Origin of the sequence: Paraburkholderia kururiensis JCM 10599 = LMG 19447 (assembly GCF_003986935.1) — a bacterium.
Taxonomy (GTDB): domain Bacteria; phylum Pseudomonadota; class Gammaproteobacteria; order Burkholderiales; family Burkholderiaceae; genus Paraburkholderia; species Paraburkholderia kururiensis.
Genome location: NZ_RJZE01000002.1, coordinates 144458 through 159452, shown reverse-complemented (window position 1 = coordinate 159452; position 14995 = coordinate 144458). Strand labels below are relative to the sequence as shown.

Annotated in this window: 13 protein-coding genes; all 13 read left to right on the top strand. The window is 63.2% G+C overall.

Annotated features, from left to right (window positions below; translation table 11 throughout):
- The first annotated feature begins 9 nt into the window (after positions 1-9).
- On the top strand, positions 10-1350 hold the full coding sequence (gene hisS, locus PKKP23_RS02880; protein ID WP_126875719.1) for a histidine--tRNA ligase: 1341 nt from the start codon (positions 10-12) through the stop codon (positions 1348-1350).
- A gap of 57 nt (positions 1351-1407) precedes the next feature.
- Positions 1408-2037 carry a tetratricopeptide repeat protein gene (locus tag PKKP23_RS02875; RefSeq protein WP_126875718.1) on the top strand — a complete coding sequence of 210 codons (630 nt, stop codon included), beginning with the start codon at positions 1408-1410 and terminating at the stop codon, positions 2035-2037.
- 69 nt (positions 2038-2106) lie between these two features.
- Positions 2107-3252: an outer membrane protein assembly factor BamB gene (gene bamB, locus PKKP23_RS02870; protein ID WP_026122096.1), complete on the top strand. Its 1146-nt coding sequence runs from the start codon at positions 2107-2109 to the stop codon at positions 3250-3252.
- Between the two features lie 358 nt (positions 3253-3610).
- Positions 3611-4948, top strand: coding sequence for a ribosome biogenesis GTPase Der (der, locus tag PKKP23_RS02865; protein WP_017778035.1), 1338 nt, complete (start codon positions 3611-3613; stop codon positions 4946-4948).
- A 140-nt stretch (positions 4949-5088) separates the two neighbouring features.
- Positions 5089-5325: an RNA chaperone Hfq gene (hfq, locus tag PKKP23_RS02860; protein ID WP_033352116.1), complete on the top strand. Its 237-nt coding sequence runs from the start codon at positions 5089-5091 to the stop codon at positions 5323-5325.
- A gap of 58 nt (positions 5326-5383) precedes the next feature.
- On the top strand, positions 5384-6631 hold the full coding sequence (gene hflX, locus PKKP23_RS02855; protein ID WP_126875717.1) for a GTPase HflX: 1248 nt from the start codon (positions 5384-5386) through the stop codon (positions 6629-6631).
- Between the two features lie 60 nt (positions 6632-6691).
- On the top strand, positions 6692-8062 hold the full coding sequence (hflK, locus tag PKKP23_RS02850) for an FtsH protease activity modulator HflK (protein ID WP_126875716.1): 1371 nt from the start codon (positions 6692-6694) through the stop codon (positions 8060-8062).
- An 11-nt stretch (positions 8063-8073) separates the two neighbouring features.
- Positions 8074-8976, top strand: coding sequence for a protease modulator HflC (gene hflC, locus PKKP23_RS02845; protein WP_126875715.1), 903 nt, complete (start codon positions 8074-8076; stop codon positions 8974-8976).
- A 35-nt stretch (positions 8977-9011) separates the two neighbouring features.
- Positions 9012-9203, top strand: a complete 192-nt coding sequence (locus tag PKKP23_RS02840; RefSeq protein WP_017778040.1) for a DUF2065 domain-containing protein — start codon at positions 9012-9014, stop codon at positions 9201-9203.
- A 152-nt stretch (positions 9204-9355) separates the two neighbouring features.
- Positions 9356-10507, top strand: coding sequence for an ATP phosphoribosyltransferase regulatory subunit (locus tag PKKP23_RS02835; protein ID WP_017778041.1), 1152 nt, complete (start codon positions 9356-9358; stop codon positions 10505-10507).
- 218 nt (positions 10508-10725) lie between these two features.
- Complete coding sequence (locus tag PKKP23_RS02830; protein ID WP_126875714.1) at positions 10726-12072, top strand: adenylosuccinate synthase; 1347 nt, start codon at positions 10726-10728, stop codon at positions 12070-12072.
- 16 nt (positions 12073-12088) lie between these two features.
- A complete protein-coding gene (locus tag PKKP23_RS02825; RefSeq protein ID WP_017778043.1) occupies positions 12089-12646 on the top strand; it encodes a phosphoribosyltransferase in 558 nt (185 codons plus the stop codon).
- 359 nt (positions 12647-13005) lie between these two features.
- Positions 13006-14892, top strand: coding sequence for a potassium transporter Kup (locus PKKP23_RS02820; protein WP_017778044.1), 1887 nt, complete (start codon positions 13006-13008; stop codon positions 14890-14892).
- Positions 14893-14995: the final 103 nt, after the last annotated feature.

Sequence of the window (14995 nt, the reverse complement as noted above, 5' to 3'; positions counted from 1 at the left end):
CGCAGACAGATGACAGAACAGAAAAGAAAGCTCGAGAAGCTGGCCGGTGTGAAAGGCATGAACGACGTCTTGCCGCAGGACGCCGGTCTGTGGGAATTTTTCGAATCGACTGTGAAGTCGATGCTCCGCTCGTACGGATACCAGAACATCCGCACGCCGATCGTCGAGCATACGCAGCTCTTCACGCGCGGTATTGGCGAAGTGACGGATATCGTCGAAAAAGAGATGTACAGCTTCACCGACGCGCTCAACGGCGAGAACCTCACGCTGCGTCCCGAGAACACGGCCGCGGTCGTGCGTTCGGCCATCGAGCATAACCTGCTGTACGACGGTCCGAAGCGGCTGTGGTACATCGGGCCGATGTTCCGCCACGAGCGTCCGCAGCGTGGCCGCTATCGCCAGTTTCATCAGGTCGGCATTGAAGCGCTCGGTTTCGCGGGCCCCGATGCCGACGCTGAAATCATCCTCATGTGCCAGCGGCTGTGGGATGACCTCGGCCTTACCGGCATTCGCCTGGAACTCAATTCGCTGGGCCTCGCGCACGAGCGGGCCGCCCATCGCGTCGAGTTGATCGCGTACCTCGAACAGCACAAGGACGTGCTCGACGAAGACGCGAAACGGCGTCTCTATACGAATCCGCTGCGCGTGCTGGACACGAAGAATCCGGCACTGCAGGAAATCGCGCAGAACGCGCCGAAGCTGATCGATTTTCTCGGCGAGGAGTCGCGTGCGCATTTCGATGGGTTACAGCGCATCCTCAAGGCGAACAACATTCCGTTCACGATCAATCCGCGTCTCGTGCGCGGGCTCGATTACTACAATCTCACGGTTTTCGAGTGGATCACCGACAAGCTGGGCGCCCAAGGCACGGTTGCCGCGGGCGGCCGCTACGACCCGCTGATCGAGCAACTGGGCGGCAAGCCGACCGGTGCATGCGGCTGGGCGATGGGCGTCGAGCGGATTCTGGAGCTTCTCAAGGAAGAGGACCTCGTGCCCGAGGACGAAGGCTGTGACGTCTACGTCGTGCATCAGGGCGAAGCGGCGCGCGCGCAGGCGTTCGTCATTGCGGAGCGTCTGCGCGACACGGGTCTCGACGTCATCCTGCATTGCAGCGCCGACGGTCAGTCCGCGAGCTTCAAGTCGCAGATGAAACGGGCGGATGCCAGCGGTGCGGCGTTCGCCGTGATTCTCGGCGAAGACGAGATCGCAAACGGTACAGCCGGTGTCAAAGCGCTGCGCGCCGCGGCTCAGCAAGACGGTAAGGGAGAGCAGCAAACGGTGCCGGTCGAAGACTTGACCGAATTTCTAATCGGTGCCATGGTTGCAACCGCCGAAGACGGCGAGGACTGATCGCGGGATCGCGCGACAACAAAAGCACGCACGCAATAAAGAGGAAATCGCTTCGCGATGAGTTATCACGACGAACAGGAATCGATCGAAAGCCTGAAGGCATGGTGGGCGCAATGGGGTAATGCGACCACGTGGGTGGTGCTGGTGGTGCTGCTCGCCGCTGCGGCCTGGAACGGCTGGAATTTCTGGCAGCGTCGCGAGGCGGCTCAGGCCGCCGTGCTGTACGACCAGGTGCAGCAGGTGGTTCAGTCGGGCGACAAGGCGACGGTCGGCCGCATCGCTTCCGACATGGAGGACCGCTACGGCAGCACGGCCTACGCGCAGATGACAGCGCTGGAAGCAGCCAAGGCGCTCTACACGGCAGGCGACACAGCGGGCGCGAAGGCACAACTCCAGTGGACCATCGACCACGCGAAGGACGACGAATTCCGCCAGATCGCGAAGCTGCGTCTCGCGTCGCTGCTGCTCGACGAGAAAGCCTACGATCAGGGCCTCGCGTTGCTCGCAACACCGGAATCCGACGCATTCAAGGGCGTGGTGGCCGACGGCCGGGGCGACCTGCTCGCCGCCGCCGGCAAGCGTGACGATGCGCGGGCGGCGTACAGGCTCGCGCTCGACTCGCTGCCCCAGAGCGATACCTCGTCGCGTCAGCTGATCCAGTTCAAGCTGGACGCGCTTGGCGGCTGAGTTCGCGACACGAGAGCGGCGGTCAGAACCGCTTCATTTGATTAATTTCCATACATGTTTCGTCCACCGATGAATCTGCTGAAACGATACGCTGTGCCCGTTGCCTGCGCGATGACTGTCCTTACGATGGCGGCCTGCTCATCGACGAAAGACGAGCGCCGCGTGCCCACGCCACTCACGGACTTCAAGCCCGTGCTCGAAGTGCAACAGGCGTGGAAAGCAAGCGTCGGCAAGAGCGGACGTTACCTGTTCTCGCCGGTCGCGGTGGGTGACGCGGTCTATGCCGCGGGCACGAATGGCTCGGTTGCCAAGTTCGATGGCAAGACCGGCAAAGAAATCTGGCACACGAAGGTGGACAGCAACCTGTCCGCGGGCGTGGGCAGCGACGGCACGCTGACGGCTGTGGGCGCGCTGAAGGGCCAGGTCTACGTGCTCGGAGCGGAGGGCAAGCTGCTCTGGAAGGCGACCGCGCCGGGCGAAATCATTTCGCCGCCGCTCGTCGGCAACGGTTTCGTCGTGGTGCGCACGGTCGACGGCCAGATCACCGCGTTCAATGCCGAAACGGGCGAGCAGAAGTGGGTGTATCGCAACCGTGCCGTGCCGCTTAACCTGCGCGTGTCGGCCGGCATGACGTTCGCGGGCAATGCCGCGGTGCTGGCGGGCTTCCCGGGCGGCACGTTTGCGGCCATCAACCTGCAGACGGGCGACGCCTTCTGGGAAACGCCGGTTTCGTATCCGAAGGGCGTGACGGAAGTCGAACGCATCAACGACGTGACGGGCGCGCCGACGCTCGTGGGCGCGGCGACCTGCGCCGTGACGTTCCAGGGCCAGCTTGGTTGCTTCGATGCGAACTCCGGCCATCCAATCTGGGAAAAGCCGTTCTCGAGCACGAGCGGCATCGCGCAGGACGACCGCGTGGTCGTGGGCGGCGACGACTGGTCGGTGGTGGACGCGTTCGACGCATCGAGCGGCGCACTGCTGTGGCGCAGCGACAAGCTCAAGAACCGCGAGGTCAGCGTGCCGTACCTGCTCGGCCATGCGGCGGTGGTGGGCGACTACCAGGGCTACGTGCACTTCCTGTCGCGTGACGACGGCAGCCTGATCGCCCGCGTGAAGACGGACGGCAGCCCGATCACGGCGGCCCCGGTTCTCGCCGGCGACACGCTCGTCGTCCAGACGCACGACGGCGACCTGTACGGGTTCCGTCCGCGCTGATTCTCGAGTCTTTCGTGTCTTGCGCCCGCCCGCAACACACGTCTCTTCTCTTCAAGGCCGGCTGCCGACGAAGGCTGGAAACAAGAGCGGGGCGAGCGGTATCGACGAGACGATTGCCCTCGTCCTCAGGCGCCCCGACGTAAGCCGCGGTTTGCCGACATCGAAATGCGAACATGCGGGCCGGTCTCATACCGGCCCGGCGTGTTTTTCGTACTGCACGATCGGCGGTTTGCCGGGCAACGCCCGATCGCGCCCGGATCGTGATAATTTGCATCAAGTGCGGCCGCGCGGCTGCACAGCGTGACCTTGCCGTGCCGGTTCGGCGGCCGGTGCAGCGCTTCACCGTGAACGACATCAGATGAAACCCGTAATCGCCCTCGTTGGGCGCCCCAATGTGGGGAAATCCACCCTGTTCAACCGGCTCACGCGTTCGCGCGACGCACTTGTCGCGGACCTGCCGGGCCTCACGCGCGACCGTCACTACGGCGAAGGGCGGGCGGGCGATCGTCCGTACCTGGTCGTGGACACGGGCGGCTTCGAGCCGATCGCCAAGGACGGCATTCTCCACGAGATGGCCCGGCAAACGCGCCAGGCCGTGGAAGAGGCCGACGTCGTCGTGTTCATCGTGGACGGCCGCAATGGTCTCGCGCCGCAGGACAAGAACATCGCCGACTATTTGCGCAAGACCGGCCGGCCGATTTTCCTCGTCATCAACAAGGCCGAGGGTATGAAGTACAGCGCGGTGGCTGCTGACTTCTACGAACTGGGGCTCGGCGACCCGCGTGCCATCTCGGCGGCGCATGGTGACGGCGTGACGGAGATGATCAACGAGGCGCTCGGCGTCGCGTACGCGGGATACCCCGAAGAAACGGAAGAAGAGAAGGAAGCGCACGGCGTGAAGATCGCGATCGTCGGGCGCCCGAATGTGGGCAAGTCCACGCTCGTCAACACGCTGATCGGCGAAGATCGCGTGATTGCGTTCGACATGCCAGGCACGACACGCGACTCCATCTACGTCGACTTCGAACGGCAGGGCAAGAAGTACACGCTCATCGACACCGCTGGTTTGCGCCGTCGCGGCAAGGTGTTCGAGGCCATCGAAAAATTCTCGGTGGTGAAGACGTTGCAGTCCATCGCCGACGCCAACGTTGTGATCCTGTTGCTGGACGCGCGCCAGGACATCTCGGACCAGGACGCGCACATCGCAGGCTTCGTTGTGGAGCAGGGTCGCGCGCTCGTGGTGGGCGTGAACAAGTGGGACGGGCTCGACGAGCATGTGCGAGAGCGCACGAAGCACACCTTGCAGCGCAAGCTAAAATTTCTCGAGTTTGCGAAGTTCCACTTCATTTCGGCTACCGAGAATTTCGGCATCGGCGCATTGATGCGTTCTGTAGATGCTGCCTACGCGGCCGCGATGTCGAAGCTGCCCACACCGAAACTCACGCGTGCTCTCATCGACGCCGTGGAGTTCCAGCAGCCGCGCCGCCGCGGGCCGGTGCGTCCGAAACTGCGCTACGCACACCAGGGGGGACAGAACCCGCCCATCATCGTGATTCACGGCAACGCCCTCGACGCGGTCACCGATACGTACAAGCGGTACCTCGAAAATCGCTTCCGGGAAACTTTCGCGCTAACCGGGACTCCATTGCGCATAGAGTTCCGATCGTCCAAGAACCCGTACACCGACAAAGGCTGAGACCCATGTGTGGCACGGGTTTGGCCGGATGGCCAGGACTCGCGCCGAAATGAAAATCGGCTATAGTGTAGCGATTGGCGGCGAATTTCTTTTTCTTCGCCGTCAATCTGGACAACCTGCAAAAAAATACGGAGTTTGCTATGAGCAACAAAGGGCAATTGTTACAAGACCCGTTTTTGAACGCACTGCGTAAAGAGCATGTGCCGGTTTCGATCTATCTCGTCAACGGCATCAAGCTTCAAGGGAACATCGAATCGTTCGACCAGTACGTTGTGTTGCTCCGGAACACGGTGACCCAGATGGTGTACAAGCACGCCATCTCGACGGTCGTGCCTGCGCGCCCCGTGAATTTCCACCCGGATACCGAATCCACCTGATCCCCGTCACGGCCGGCGCAGCGTCGCCAGTCGGCGACACGAACCGGCCGTTTCTATTTTGACATCCTCCAATTTGATCAACGCAGCGCTCGTCGGCATCGACTTCGGCAAGATCGATTTCGAAGCCAGCCTCGAAGAACTCAGCCTGCTCGCGCAAAGCGCGGGCGCCCATCCCGCCGTTACACTCACCGGTCGCCGTTCCAGTCCCGATGCTGCCATGTTCGTCGGCAGCGGTAAGGCGGAAGAGTTGCGCCTCGCGTGCGAGGCGAACGACGTCGAAATCGTCATCTTCAATCACGCGCTCGCGCCTGCGCAGCAGCGTAATCTGGAGCGAACGCTTAACCGGCGTGTGGTGGACCGCACGAGCCTCATTCTCGACATCTTCGCGCAACGCGCCCGCAGCCACGAAGGCAAGCTGCAGGTCGAACTTGCACAGTTGCAGTATCTATCCACGCGGCTCATTCGAGCGTGGACCCACCTCGAGCGCCAGAAGGGCGGTATCGGTCTGCGCGGCCCCGGTGAGACGCAGCTCGAAACCGACCGTCGCCTCATCGGCGAGCGCATCAAGATGTTGCAGTCGCGTCTTGCGAAGCTGCGCCGTCAGCATGGCACGCAACGCCGGCAGCGAGAGCGCAACCGCACCATGTCGGTATCGCTCGTGGGCTACACGAACGCGGGCAAGTCGACATTGTTCAATGCGCTGACGAAGGCGCAGGCCTACGCGGCAAACCAGCTCTTTGCCACGCTCGACACCACCTCGCGCCGCGTCTATCTGGGCGACGAGGTGGGGCAGGTGGTGGTTTCCGACACGGTAGGGTTCATTCGCGAACTGCCTCACCAGCTCGTGGCGGCGTTTCGCGCCACGCTCGAAGAAACGGTTCACGCTGACTTGCTGCTTCACGTCGTCGACGCGTCGAGTGCTGTGCGGCTCGACCAGATCGAACAGGTGAACGGCGTGCTGCACGACATCGGTGCGGACTCCATCCGCCAGGTGCTCGTGTTCAACAAGATCGACGCGGTGCCTGAGCTGGCGGCCCGCGGCAGTGCGGTCGAGCGTGATGAGTATGGTAATATTTCGCGCGTCTTTTTGAGCGCGCGCACGGGCCAGGGGCTCGATGCATTGCGCGCCGCCATCGCAGAAATCGCTACTGCCGAATATCTTTCGGACGAAGTGCGTGACGTACGAGGCTTACATGACGTACTTGACGTACGTAATGGGCCACAAGACGGGCCACAAGACGGGCCGCAACACGAGTGGCCGGCGGCACCGCACGATTCCCGCAAGGTTCCGGAACACGGGCACTGACTCGCTCCCGTCCGCATGAACACGCAACGACCCGCTGTCTACACTGGCGAACGAACACAGGTGAACGATTACAAGAAGCGGATTGGCTGGCTGCGATCACGTGGCATTTTTTCGCTGAACGATCCCCGCTGGGGACGCGGCGAGGGCAATGGTGGCGGTCAGCGTTCGGACGAATCGCGCCGTCCGCAGAATGGCAAGAACGGCGGTGACGGCCCTCCCGATCTCGACGAAATGTGGCGCGACTTCAACCGGCGTCTGTCGGGGCTGTTCGGCCGTAAAGGATCCGGCGGACCCGGGCTGGGCGAGCGTCGGCCCGACAATGGCCGCGGCGCGCGCATTGGCGTGGGCATCGTCATCGGCGTGCTGCTTGCGGTGTACCTTGGCAGCGGCGTGTTCGTCGTGCAGGAAGGGCAGGCCGCCGTGGTGCTCCAGTTCGGCCAGTATCGCTACACGGCGCAGCAGGGCGTGCACTGGCGGCTTCCGTATCCGTTCGAAACGCACGAGACCGTCAACGTCGGGCAGATCCGTTCGGTCGAGATCGGCCGCAGCAATGTGGTGCGTCAGGCCAACGTCAAGGACGCGTCCATGCTTACCCGTGACGGCGACATCCTCGACTTGCGCTTCGTCGTCCAGTATCAGATCCGCCAACCCAACGACTATCTCTTCCAGAGCGCTGATCCCGATTTGAGCGTGACGCAGGCGGCGCAGGCCGCCGTGCGCGAAATCGTGGGCGCGCGCAGCACCAGCGACGTGCTCTATCAGGATCGCGAAGCGATTCGCCAGCAGCTGACCGATTCCATCCAGCGTTCGCTGGATGCGTACAAGACCGGTCTGGCAGTGGTCGGCGTGACGATCCAGGGTGTTCAGCCGCCGGAGCAGGTGCAGTCAGCGTTCGACGACGCCGCGAAGGCCCGTCAGGACCGCGAGCGCGCGAAGCGCGACGCGAAGGCCTACGCTGACCAACTGCTCCCGCGTGCCCAGGCTGACGCCGCACGCATGATCGACGATGCGAAGGCTTACAGCGACCGCGTCGTTGCCGAAGCGCAAGGCGACGCCGACCGTTTCACGCAGGTCTACGAACAGTACGCGAAGGCGCCTGCGGTGATTCGCGAACGTCTGTATCTGGACACCATGCAGCACATCTACTCGAACACGACAAAGGTGTTCGTCGACAGCAAATCGGGCAACAACGTGATCTATTTGCCGCTCGACAAGATCGTCGACGAAACGCGCCGCCGGGCGGCGGAAGCCGCGTCGGCTTCGTCCGGAGCCGCGGCGATGCAGGTCGCGCCGGCCCCTGCCGCGTCGGCTGCCTCTTCGGCCTCTGCACCTGCGCCGGCCAGCGCCGCCAATCCGGCGGCCGCGTCGGACGACGCACTGCGCTCGCGCGACGCGTTCCGCAGCCGCGGCCGCGAAGACGATCTGCAGTAAGGAGCGCCGACATGAACCGAATCATTGCGCTCGTCATCGCTATCGTCGTTGTATTGCTCGTGGCGTCGTCCACGGTGTTCGTGGTCGATCCGCGTCATGTGGTCGTGGTCTCGGGCCGTGGCGGCGGTGTGCCGGCCGTCGTCGGCGCGGGGCTGCATGTGAAGTTGCCACCTCCGTTGCAGACGGCGACGTGGATCGATACGCGCGTGCGCAGCTTCGATGCGCCGGATGCCGACAAATACACGACGTCCGACAAGACCGACCTGCTCGTGAATCCTGTCATCAAGTATCGCGTGAGCGAGCCGATCAAGCTGTTCGCCGCGACGAAGGGCGACACGCAGACGCTCACGGACCGTCTCGCTTCGCTGTCACGCGACGTGCTGGGCGACACGTTCTCGAAATACACGTTGACCGATGCACTCGCGAAGCAGCAGGACATCGCCGCCGCGGCGCGCGACGAATTGCAGAAGGCGGCCGCGCCGTTGGGCGTCGATGTGCTCGACATCACGCTCACGCGCGTCGACTTTCCAGCTGCCATGGCCGACACCGTCTATAAGCGCATGATCGCGGCGCGCGAGCAGCAGGCGAGCGACGAGCGCGCACAGGGTGCATCGGAGGCCGAGCAGATCAAGGCTGACGCCGAGCGTCAGCAACAGGCGGTCGTGGCCAACGCATATCGCGAGGCGCAGTCGATCAAGGGCGAGGGGGACGGCAAGGCTGCGGCGATTGCGGCACAGGCATTCAGCCGCGACCCGCAGTTCTATCAGTTCTATCAGAGCATGCAGGCGTACCGGGCGAGCTTCAAGCCGAACGACGTCGTGGTCGTCGATTCGTCGAGCGAGTTTTTCCGCTTCATGCGTGGTCCCGGTGGTACCAGCCCTTCGGATACCCCCGCTCCCCCGCGCAAACACTAACGAACGCCGCGCATTGCACGCGGCGCCTTGCCCCCATGGACATAGCCGGCTCGTTGTTGCTCGCGATCGCCCTCATGCTGATCATCGAGGGCATGTTCCCGTTCGTGTTTCCGTCGGCGTGGCGTGACACGTTTCGTAGAATAGCGGAGCGTCCGGTGCATCACATTCGCATCGGCGGCCTGATCGTGATGGGGCTCGGGCTCGTGCTGCTGCTGATCGCCACGTAGGCTGTGCGGCAGTCGGAACGAACGCCCGAAGGCACGCCCAACGCACGCGATACGTGCGGTGATGCCGGCAAGGTGCCAGAGTGCTCTCACTCCATTGCGCTCCCGTTTTAGCGGTACGCAAGCGCCGTTTTCAATGTTGTAGGACTCAACCGATGTCGACCTGGTTACTTCCCGAGAATATCGCCGACGTGCTGCCCGCCGAGGCGCGCAAGATCGAAGAGTTGCGGCGCCGCCTGCTGGACCGCTTCCGCTCGTATGGCTACGAGATGGTCATGCCGCCGCTGCTCGAATATATCGAGTCGCTTCTGACGGGCGCCGGCAGCGATCTGAACCTGCGCACGTTCAAGCTCGTGGACCAGTTGTCGGGCCGCACGCTGGGCCTGCGTGCCGACATGACGCCGCAGGTGGCACGCATTGATGCCCATTTGCTCAATCGCCAGGGCGTGACGCGGCTGTGCTACGCCGGAAACGTGCTGCATACGCGTCCCCGGGGGCTGCACGCCACGCGTGAGCAGATTCAGATCGGCGCGGAAATCTACGGTCATGGCGGCCTCGAGGCCGACGTCGAGATCCAGCAATTGATGCTGGACGCGCTGCGGCTTGCGGGCCTTGCGAAAGTGCGGCTCGACCTGTGCCATGCCGGTGTGCTCGCTGCGCTGATGGACGGCCAACCGGCCGTGACGGCACTCGGCGAGACTTTGTATGAAGCGCTTGCGGGCAAAGACGTCCCGCGGCTTGCGGAACTCACCGCGTCGCTGGAGCCCGTGACGCGCGACGCACTGCGCGCATTGCCCATGCTGTACGGTGACGCATCGGTGCTCGCCGAAGCCCGCGCACGGCTGCCGCAGCGGCCCGAGATCGGGCGCGCGCTCGACGACCTCGAGTTCCTCGCGGGCCAGGTCGAAGGCGCCGAAGTCATGATCGATCTCGCCGACCTGCGCGGCTACGCGTATCACAGCGGCGTGATGTTCTCCGCGTATGTCGATGGTGTGCCGAATGCGGTGGCTCGCGGTGGCCGCTACGACCAGATCGGTCAGGCCTACGGGCGTGCCCGCGCCGCAACCGGTTTTTCGCTGGACCTGCGCGAAGTCGCGCGTGTCTCGCCAGTCGAGGCGCGCAGCAGTGCGATTCTCGCGCCGTGGCAGCACGGCGATGCGTTGCGGGCGAGTGTCGCCGCGCTGCGCGACGCAGGCGAAGTCGTGATTCAGGCGCTGCCCGGACACGAGCACGATCTCGACGAGTTCGCGTGCGACCGCGTGTTGGTCGAGCGCAACGGCGCCTGGGTCGTTGAAGCACGGCCCTGAAGCACGGCCCTGAGGAGCGGCTCCGAACATTGTCTTCACGATCGGCGAAAGCTGGCGCTCGAAGTGGCGCGGGACGCTTTTGTCAGCGTCGAAGCGGGTTGTCCAATGGACAGTCGGATCGCGCCATATCGTTGAGCGCAAAAGGAAAATTCGGGAAAAAACTCGGAACCCTGCGCGAACCCAGGTAAAATACGTTTTTAACCAGCTTACGAAACACCATGTCTGCCAGCGCAGTGAATGTGAATCCCGGGCGCAACGTCGTTGTCGTAGGGACCCAGTGGGGAGATGAGGGCAAAGGCAAGATCGTCGACTGGCTGACGGACCACGCTCAGGGCGTCGTGCGTTTCCAGGGCGGCCACAACGCGGGCCACACGCTCATCATCGGCGGCAAGAAAACCATCCTGCGTCTGATCCCGTCGGGCATCATGCGTCCCGGCGTGGCGTGCTACATCGGCAATGGTGTCGTGCTGTCGCCCGAAGCCCTGTTCAAGGAAATCGACGAACTCGAAAGCGCTGGCATCGACGTCGTAAAGCGTCTCTTCATTTCTGAAGCGGCCACGCTGATTCTCCCGTATCACATCGCAATCGACCAGGCACGTGAAGCGCGCCGCGGCGCCGGCAAGATCGGCACGACGGGTCGCGGCATCGGGCCGGCCTACGAAGACAAGGTGGGCCGCCGGGGGCTGCGCGTGCAAGACCTGTTCGAGCCCAAGGCCTTCGCGGATCGTCTGCGCGAAAACCTCGACTTCCACAATTTCGTGTTGACCCAGTACCTGGGTGCGCCCGCAGTCGACTTCCAGCAGACGCTCGATACGATGCTGAGCTATGCCGACCGTCTCGCGCCCATGGTGACGGACGTGTCGCGCCGCCTCTACGACGAAAACCACGAGGGGCGCAATCTGCTGTTCGAAGGTGCGCAGGGTACGCTGCTCGACATCGATCACGGCACCTATCCGTTCGTCACTTCGAGCAACTGCGTGGCCGGTGCGGCCACTGCGGGTGCGGGCGTGGGTCCGCAAAAGCTGAACTACATTCTCGGCATCACGAAGGCGTATTGCACGCGTGTGGGTTCGGGCCCGTTCCCGAGCGAACTGTACGACGCCGACAATCCGGAGCGTCAGGAACAGGTGGGCGTGACGCTCGCCAACGTGGGCAAGGAATTCGGCTCGGTGACGGGTCGTCCGCGCCGTACGGGCTGGCTGGATGCCGCCGCGCTGCGCCGCTCCATCCAGATCAACGGCGTGTCCGGCCTGTGCATCACGAAGCTCGACGTGCTCGACGGGCTCGACGAGGTCAAACTGTGCGTCGGCTACAAGATGGACGGCAAGGACGCGGATATCCTGCCGCGCGGCGCGTCCGAAGTCGCGCGTTGCGAACCGGTCTACGAAACCTTCGGCGGCTGGAAGGAAAGCACGATCGGTATTACCGAGTGGAGCAGGCTGCCGGCCAACGCGCAGGCTTATCTGCAGCGCGTGCAGGAGGTGGCGGGCGTGCCAATCGACATGGTGTCCACCGGTCCCGATCGCGACGAAACGATCCTGCTGCGCCATCCGTTCAAGGTCTGACTGGCGAGGTACGGACATGATTCAGATGACGGATCCGCGCAACGACGACAGGAACCTGTGGGTCAACTGGGATGAGTACCACCGCCTGATCGAACTGCTGGCGCTCGCCGTCCACGACTCAGGCTGGAAGTTCGACAAGATCCTGTGTCTTGCGCGAGGCGGACTGCGCGTGGGTGATCAGCTGTCGCGCATCTACGATCTACCGCTCGCCATCCTCGCCACGAGTTCGTATCGCGAGGCGGCGGGCACACAGCAGGGCGACCTGGATATCGCCCAGTACATCACGATGACGCGTGGTGAGCTGTCGGGCAACGTGCTGCTGGTCGACGACCTCGTGGACTCCGGCGTGACGCTGGCACGCGTGCAGCAGCATCTGAAAGATCGCTATCCGGCGGTCGAGACGGTGCGTTCGGCGGTGCTCTGGTACAAGGCCTGCTCGAAGGTGAAGCCCGATTATTACGTGCAGCACCTGCCCACCAATCCGTGGATTCATCAGCCGTTCGAAGAGTGGGACACGGTCAGGCCGCACAACCTCGGCGCATGGATCAAGCGCGGCACGGGCAAGCAGCCGTAACGCCGCAAGTAGAGCGACACGTGAGCGACGGTCGCCAGGCTGACGATCGGCATGGCCGGCAAACTGCACGTGTCGCGAATCGAAACGGAGCCACTATCGGCTCCGTTTTTCATGCAAGCTACGCGTTCGTGCGAAACGCAGGCGTCGGCTGACGCCACCAGACTGCGAACGACCGGTCGTTTCGATGACGAACTAACCCATCGGGAAGTCGGCATGCCGCCACTGCCGTGGCGTCTGTAACAGTGCGGCGCCAGACTGTCCAGTCTGACCACGTGGTGCTGCCACAACGAGCACGGGGCCAGATTTGGAGGCCCGGTTTAGAATAGCGCACGTTTTTCGCCCCGACACGCAAACCGCTTATGAACGATAGCAATCACGCGGGCAAGCATTCGTTGCCGTCTCTCGCGCTCGCCGCCATCGGCGTCGTCTTCGGTGACATCGGCACCAGCCCGCTGTATGCGCTGAAAGAGGCGTTCAGTCCCTCCCACGGCATTCCGCTGAACGAAACGTCGATTCTCGGCGTCGCCTCGCTGCTGTTCTGGGCAATCATCATCGTGGTCAGCATCAAGTACGTGCTGTTCGTGATGCGGGCCGACAACAACGGCGAAGGCGGCGTACTCGCGTTGATGGCGCTCTCGCTGCGTCCGTTCGGCACGAAGACCAAAGCGGCGGGCGTGCTGATGATGCTCGGCATCTTCGGTTCCTGCATGTTCTATGGCGACGCGGTCATCACGCCGGCCATTTCGGTGATCTCGGCCGTCGAGGGTCTGGAAGTCGCCGCGCCCAAGCTGGCGCATCTGGTGGTGCCGCTCACCATCGTCATCCTTATCGCGCTGTTCTGGATCCAGCGACACGGCACGGCCGTGGTCGGCCGTCTTTTCGGGCCCATCATGCTGGTGTGGTTCGCCACCATCGGCGCGCTCGGCGTCTGGCACGTCGCGCAGTCGCCTGGCATCATCGCCGCGCTCAATCCGTGGTACGCCGTCGCGTTCATGTCCGCGCACATGCTGCAGGCCTACGTGGTGCTCGGTTCTGTTGTGCTGGTGCTCACGGGCGCCGAAGCGCTTTACGCAGACATGGGTCACTTCGGCGCGAAGCCGATTCGCGTGGCCTGGTATGTGCTCGTGATGCCGTCGCTCGTGCTCAATTACTTCGGGCAAGGTGCACTGCTCATGCACAACCCGAAGGCCATCGAGAATCCGTTTTTCCTGCTCGCGCCCGAATGGGCATTGCTGCCGCTCGTCGTGCTTTCGACGGTCGCCACGGTGATTGCGTCGCAGGCCGTGATTTCAGGCGCGTATTCGCTGACGAGCCAGGCGATCCAGCTCGGCTACGTGCCGCGCATGAAGGTTCTCCATACGTCCGAGCTTGCTATCGGCCAGATCTACGTCCCTGTCGTGAACTGGCTGCTGCTGGCCGTGATTCTGTGCATCGTCATCGGATTCAAGAGTTCGGACAATCTCGCTGCCGCATACGGCATTGCCGTGACCGCCACGATGGTCATTACCACCGTGCTCGCCTGTGTCGTCATGGTCAACGTGTGGAACTGGAACAAGGTGCTGGTCGCTGTCATCATCGCGGTCTTCATGACAGTGGACCTCGGCTTCTTCGGCGCTAATCTGCTGAAGGTCGAGGAGGGCGGCTGGCTGCCGCTTGGTGTCGGCGCACTGCTGTTCTTCCTGCTGATGACCTGGTACAAGGGGCGCATGATCGTCAAGGAACGCACGGCGGCCGACGGTATTCCGCTCATGCCGTTCCTGCAGGGCCTGCTCGCGCATCCGCCGCATCGCGTGTCGGGTACCGCGATCTATCTGACGGGCAGCGCGGCGCTCGTGCCGGTCAGCCTGCTGCACAACCTCAAGCACAACAAGGTGCTGCACGAGCGCACCATCTTTCTCACGTTCGTCACGCGCGATATTCCTTACGTGAAGGACGAGGAGCGCATGACGGTCAAAGACATTGGCGGCGGACTTTTTCTCGTGAAGGCGGACTATGGCTTCAACGAGACGCCTGACGTGAAGGCCGTGTTGCTCCATATGGGCGAGCAGCACAACATGACCTTCGACATGATGGACACGTCGTTCTTCCTCGCGCGCGAAACCGTGGTGCCGACACAGTTGCCCGGCATGTCGCTGTGGCGCGAGCGTGTGTTCGCCTGGATGCATCAGAACGCTGCGAAGCCGACCGACTTCTTTGCGATTCCCGCCAACCGTGTGGTCGAACTGGGTACGAAGATCGAGATCTGATCGGCGCAGGCAGCGTCATAGGAAAAACGGGGATCCCTTGGATCCCCGTTTTGTTTTGGCCTGCGCTCGTGTTCTGTGCGCGTGTTCCTCTGCGAAATCGAGC

What these genes read in the sequence shown, in the direction of transcription:
- hisS (WP_126875719.1), top strand. Translation starts at nt 10, where the DNA reads ATGACAGAACAGAAAAGAAAGCTCGAGAAGCTGGCCGGTGTGAAAGGC.
- PKKP23_RS02875 (WP_126875718.1), top strand. Translation starts at nt 1,408, where the DNA reads ATGAGTTATCACGACGAACAGGAATCGATCGAAAGCCTGAAGGCATGG.
- bamB (WP_026122096.1), top strand. Translation starts at nt 2,107, where the DNA reads ATGAATCTGCTGAAACGATACGCTGTGCCCGTTGCCTGCGCGATGACT.
- der (WP_017778035.1), top strand. Translation starts at nt 3,611, where the DNA reads ATGAAACCCGTAATCGCCCTCGTTGGGCGCCCCAATGTGGGGAAATCC.
- hfq (WP_033352116.1), top strand. Translation starts at nt 5,089, where the DNA reads ATGAGCAACAAAGGGCAATTGTTACAAGACCCGTTTTTGAACGCACTG.
- hflC (WP_126875715.1), top strand. Translation starts at nt 8,074, where the DNA reads ATGAACCGAATCATTGCGCTCGTCATCGCTATCGTCGTTGTATTGCTC.
- PKKP23_RS02840 (WP_017778040.1), top strand. Translation starts at nt 9,012, where the DNA reads ATGGACATAGCCGGCTCGTTGTTGCTCGCGATCGCCCTCATGCTGATC.
- PKKP23_RS02835 (WP_017778041.1), top strand. Translation starts at nt 9,356, where the DNA reads ATGTCGACCTGGTTACTTCCCGAGAATATCGCCGACGTGCTGCCCGCC.
- PKKP23_RS02830 (WP_126875714.1), top strand. Translation starts at nt 10,726, where the DNA reads ATGTCTGCCAGCGCAGTGAATGTGAATCCCGGGCGCAACGTCGTTGTC.
- PKKP23_RS02825 (WP_017778043.1), top strand. Translation starts at nt 12,089, where the DNA reads ATGATTCAGATGACGGATCCGCGCAACGACGACAGGAACCTGTGGGTC.
- PKKP23_RS02820 (WP_017778044.1), top strand. Translation starts at nt 13,006, where the DNA reads ATGAACGATAGCAATCACGCGGGCAAGCATTCGTTGCCGTCTCTCGCG.